The 4,261-nt window shown below is 37.2% G+C and carries 6 protein-coding genes; 1 reads left to right on the top strand and 5 read right to left on the bottom strand.

Translation table 11 applies throughout. The features are described from left to right. Positions 1 to 166: 166 nt before the first annotated feature. The 4 genes from AMS59_RS12935 to AMS59_RS12920 form a co-directional block, all read right to left on the bottom strand. Positions 167 to 469: a hypothetical protein gene (locus AMS59_RS12935; protein ID WP_053484134.1), complete on the bottom strand. Its 303-nt coding sequence runs from the start codon at positions 467 to 469 to the stop codon at positions 167 to 169. Positions 470 to 745: 276 nt separating this feature from the next. Then, positions 746 to 1,126: a VOC family protein gene (locus AMS59_RS12930; RefSeq protein WP_053484133.1), complete on the bottom strand. Its 381-nt coding sequence runs from the start codon at positions 1,124 to 1,126 to the stop codon at positions 746 to 748. A 58-nt stretch (positions 1,127 to 1,184) separates the two neighbouring features. Then, positions 1,185 to 1,700: an SRPBCC domain-containing protein gene (locus AMS59_RS12925; RefSeq protein WP_053484132.1), complete on the bottom strand. Its 516-nt coding sequence runs from the start codon at positions 1,698 to 1,700 to the stop codon at positions 1,185 to 1,187. Between the two features lie 28 nt (positions 1,701 to 1,728). Beyond that, positions 1,729 to 2,073 (bottom strand): metalloregulator ArsR/SmtB family transcription factor, encoded by a 345-nt coding sequence (locus tag AMS59_RS12920; protein WP_053484131.1) that lies wholly within the window; start codon positions 2,071 to 2,073, stop codon positions 1,729 to 1,731. 640 nt (positions 2,074 to 2,713) lie between these two features. Between AMS59_RS12920 and AMS59_RS12910 the strand changes: the two genes are divergently transcribed. Next, a complete protein-coding gene (locus AMS59_RS12910) occupies positions 2,714 to 3,544 on the top strand; it encodes an alpha/beta fold hydrolase (RefSeq protein ID WP_199777743.1) in 831 nt (276 codons plus the stop codon). A gap of 193 nt (positions 3,545 to 3,737) precedes the next feature. Here the strand turns inward: AMS59_RS12910 and AMS59_RS12905 are convergent, their stop codons facing one another. Further along, positions 3,738 to 3,950, bottom strand: a complete 213-nt coding sequence (locus tag AMS59_RS12905) for a hypothetical protein (protein WP_053484128.1) — start codon at positions 3,948 to 3,950, stop codon at positions 3,738 to 3,740. Between the last annotated feature and the right edge of the window lie 311 nt (positions 3,951 to 4,261).

Below are 4,261 nucleotides of genomic sequence, written 5' to 3'. Positions count from 1 at the left end.
GCTCCTCCTTAGATAGATACATCTATCGTACCGGAGGTGCCAGGTTGTTTATATGCGTTATTTGATTACGGGCTTACTATTCTTTCGACTGTTAGGCCACGGGGCTTTGAAACATAAATAGACCGCAAAGCTTTAAAAAAGCTTTGCGATCTATTTATCTCTTATTTTAAGGTTTTTGCACTAGAACCTCCTTTACAAGAACCCGTTCATTTCCTACCTCCCCTTCTTTCTCTAATATTTCTCCTTTTGTATCGTTTTCAAAAGTATCATCCATTTTCTCTTTAATAAATAGTGCAGGAATTAACCCCATGAATGCATAAGAAATACCTAACACAGCTAGTCCAAATCCAATTGATTGTGTAGTAGCGATAATTCCAATAAGGATAGGAGCTATAGCTGCACCTATTCTTCCCGTATTATAAGCCGCTCCTACAGCGGTCCCTCTAATATGAGTCAGGAAGGCTTTCACTTAAATAAGTAGCATTTACACCATAAGGCGCTCCGTATACGAAACCCTTGATGAACTGCCCCCTGTAGACAACATAAATATTTATTAAGCGGCTTGAACCCTGATTTCTTAACGGGCTCAAGCCGCTTAATCGTTTCCTCTAGTGATTATAAAGATGAATATAGTGATCAATCGCCTGTTTTAACTTTCCAAATCTATCCGTTATCAATACATCCATCTACACAGAAAAGTACGATGCTTTTATTCCAGCATCGCACTCATAAATTGATTAATAATTTATTTTGATTCCATTACTGCATAATAATTATTTTCATTATCTGCAAAATTAAAGACCCTACCTGAAGGCATATTTATAATTTCTCCAACAGTAACGTTTTTGTTTAATAAGTCATTATATAATTTGTCGATATCTTCCGAGAAAAACATCAAAGAAGGTGTACCAAGATTCAGTTCAGGTTGCATTTTAGCAATTAATTCCTTGTTGTGGAGAATAATTCTTGTCCCTGCTTCTTTCGTTGGAGCAATTTCAATCCATTTCATTCCTTGGCCGTTATCTTCCTCTGAAATTACACTAAACCCTACTTTTTCTGTCCAAAACTCTTTTGCTTCATTTTGGTTATTAACATACAACATGATTTGACCGACTTTATTAATCATTAATTTTTACACTCCCTAAAATATTCTTAAATTTTACATATCTAAAGAAGTTTTACTATTATTTTAGCGACTGCACTTGCTCATTCAAACGGTCCCATGTTTCTGTGATACCTTGTTCCATACCCATATCCATTACGGTCTTAAGAGCTTCTGCAGACACATATTCTGCACGGTTTATCAACTTCGTCTTTCCACCCATATCGATGAATTCCAATGTAATCTCGGTCGATGGCATAGCGTCATTCGAAATTCCTTCAGCATCCGAAAAGTAATCGGTATAGCTGATCTTCTCAGGCTCGATAATCTCCTTATAAACCCCTTTTCCCCACGATTCCATACCAAAAAAGTCACCTTGGTTTTCATCAACGCACTTCATACAGTAGTGCCAAACGCCTCCCGGACGGAAATCAACGGTGCAGACTGGAATTTCCCATCCTCTCGGCCCCCACCAACGTTTCAGATGCTCTGGCTCTTTGAACATCTCGAATAATAAATCTCGTGGAGCATCGAAAACACGCTCCAATATAAGTACACGATCGTTTTCTACTCTTGCTACCATTGAATTGTTTGACATTGTAATTCCTCCTTGATGATGAAATGGTTTATGATTTTTCTTTTTTCTGCAATTCCTTCAAATATTCATCTAAATTATCGAATCTTTCTTGCATTACACTCTGGAAGGACTGTATCCAACAATCCAGCGCATGGAATGGCTCGGGCCGCAACTTGTAGATTCGACGGTTAGCTTCAGCCTGCACTTCCACAATCCCGGTGTCGCTAAGTACTTTTAGATGCTTTGAAGTTTGGGGCTGCCTCAATCCCAGTTGGTCGGCAATTTCACCCACGGTTAGAGGACCCTGGCGCAGGAGTTCGACTATATTCAAACGATTTGGTTCAGACAAAGCGCTTAACGTCGTTATGTTTACTCCTGGATTTTTCCCTGACATGTCGCTCACCTCGTAAAATGATGGTCGCCGGTATAATATCATCTACATCAGCACAGGTCTAAATATCCTGTTAATCATAATATAACTCTCGAGGAATATTCCCGTCAAGGAATATTAAAAAGTATCTTTTCGAATAATTCATCATTTGAACCAAAATATTGTTTCACGTACTTGCCAATAGCTCGCATACTATTCCCATTAAGGCGTATACGAATTACTTCAATTTCTCTATCTCCATACCACACTAGGAAAACTGTCGCATCGTCAGACACCTCTTGACATCGCCGACTAGCAATATAGCAATGAAGCAGACTGTCCATTCCTAATTATTTTTATATACAATCCTAGCTCCATTTCCTTAAATGGAAATATCGAGGAAGAATTGAAGAATGTATTCTATATAGGTGCTATGCCTACTTTATTACTTTCCCTTTATGGTGTAGAAATAGTAGAAGTTTTCAAGGGTTCAGGAACATGCTCAAAACTCTCTGCTTTCCAGAACGATAATCTTTAATAGAGTGTTCTAATACTTTGATATGATGGAGTGGATAAGATGGCATTCAAAACACCATAAGGCGAGGAGCTTTTTCACCAAGCCTATAGCAATAATTTAAAACGTTGGAATGTTTCATATGAAATATTGAATATACCGACAACATACGGAAATACGCATGTCATAGCAACTGGAGAAACGGAACTTCCACCAGTTATTTTGTTACATGGGGCAGGAATGGGATCCACCATTTGGTATGCGAACATTGGTGAGTTGAGCAAGATTCGACGCGTCTATGCAGTTGATGCAATTGGGGATATAAACAAAAGTGAACCTCTTCGTTCCATTAGCAATCCAGAGGACATGGGAAAATGGATGGCTGAAATTCTGGATCATTTTGGTATTAAAAAAACAGATATTATCGGACATTCAGCAGGTGGGTATATTACATTGAATATAGCGACATCCATACAAAGCAGGATAAGCAAGGTAGTCCTCTTAGCCCCTGCTGCTTCATTTGTTCCGTTTCATAAACAATTTTTCCTTCGTCTTGCTTTTATAAACGCCATAAGACGTAAAGGATTCATCCAGAGATTTTTTTGTGATTGGTTCATCGCAAAAGGAAATACCATCGATAACGAAGTCTTTGATCAATTCATTTACGGGGTATTGCATTACAAATGGCAGGTAAAGCCAGTCATCCCAAAAGTGATTCCAAAAGAGAAACTGCAGACCATTCAAATTCCAACCTTATTATTGATGGGCGAAAAAGAGGTCATCTATAATCCCAGACGGGCTCTAATGCAAGCAAAAGCAAGTATTCCCCATATAGAAACCATGATGTTGCCAAACACAAGTCATTGCTTATTTATTGAGGATGCTAAAAAGGTAAATGAGTCGATTGTTAATTTTTTACACAAAGATCCACCATGTGAACTAGACTCTTTAGTAACGAGTGCTAATGTGGAAGGAGAATAAGCTCTTTATTTCTTTTTTGATTTTCAAAATTGGCCGCTTTCAGGAATAACAAAAAAAGTCCAATTTCTCAATTTAATACTGAGAAATTGGGCTTTTTGATATTGTAATTTCCTTAACATTTTAAATACCTTGGCTGCCACAATATATTTGTGAATTGTGCATGCTCGGCTGTTTTATTTTTTGTTATAGCATTTTAAATTGTTCTCATAATGATTTGAATTGTATGTGTAATAATAATTAAAAAGCCAAAAACAATACAACATGTCGCTAGCGTACTCTTGTTATGATTTTTTTGCTTTACAAGACCAAAAATGATTAGACATAATCCAATCGCAATCGATACTATTGATAGAACTATAAAAAATGGTGCACTTGATGTTATAGATAAAATACTTGCTAATTGCATGTCAACTTCTCCCTTATTCAGATTCTAAGTTTAAATATAGCTCTTAATATGTACTTGCCATCACACTTCGGGAAGACGCTTTGTGGGGGCGTTGTCTAAACCACTTCGTCTTCATACTTCATTCCTGTGCAATAATTTTTCCTTTCATTTACTGTTATAATTGTACGAATCGATTTTCTCTTTTTTCTTACTCATTCCTTACAAATTTATTAATTTTGAAGTAAAAACGGACATGTTCAGGTGTGTTGATTAACCATTTTTATACATCCAAAGAGGCTGATTTCCGCTACGGGCTACTCGCTTTCCTGCGG

The organism is Lysinibacillus sp. FJAT-14745 (genome assembly GCF_001275675.1).
Taxonomy (GTDB): Bacteria; Bacillota; Bacilli; order Bacillales_A; family Planococcaceae; genus Lysinibacillus.
This window is presented reverse-complemented; position numbering and strand designations above follow the sequence as displayed.

Excerpts from the sequence above, each read along its gene's own strand:
- AMS59_RS12930 (WP_053484133.1), bottom strand. The coding sequence starts at position 1,126 with ATGATTAATAAAGTCGGTCAAATCATGTTGTATGTTAATAACCAAAAT.
- AMS59_RS12925 (WP_053484132.1), bottom strand. The coding sequence starts at position 1,700 with ATGTCAAACAATTCAATGGTAGCAAGAGTAGAAAACGATCGTGTACTT.
- AMS59_RS12920 (WP_053484131.1), bottom strand. The coding sequence starts at position 2,073 with ATGTCAGGGAAAAATCCAGGAGTAAACATAACGACGTTAAGCGCTTTG.
- AMS59_RS12905 (WP_053484128.1), bottom strand. The coding sequence starts at position 3,950 with ATGCAATTAGCAAGTATTTTATCTATAACATCAAGTGCACCATTTTTT.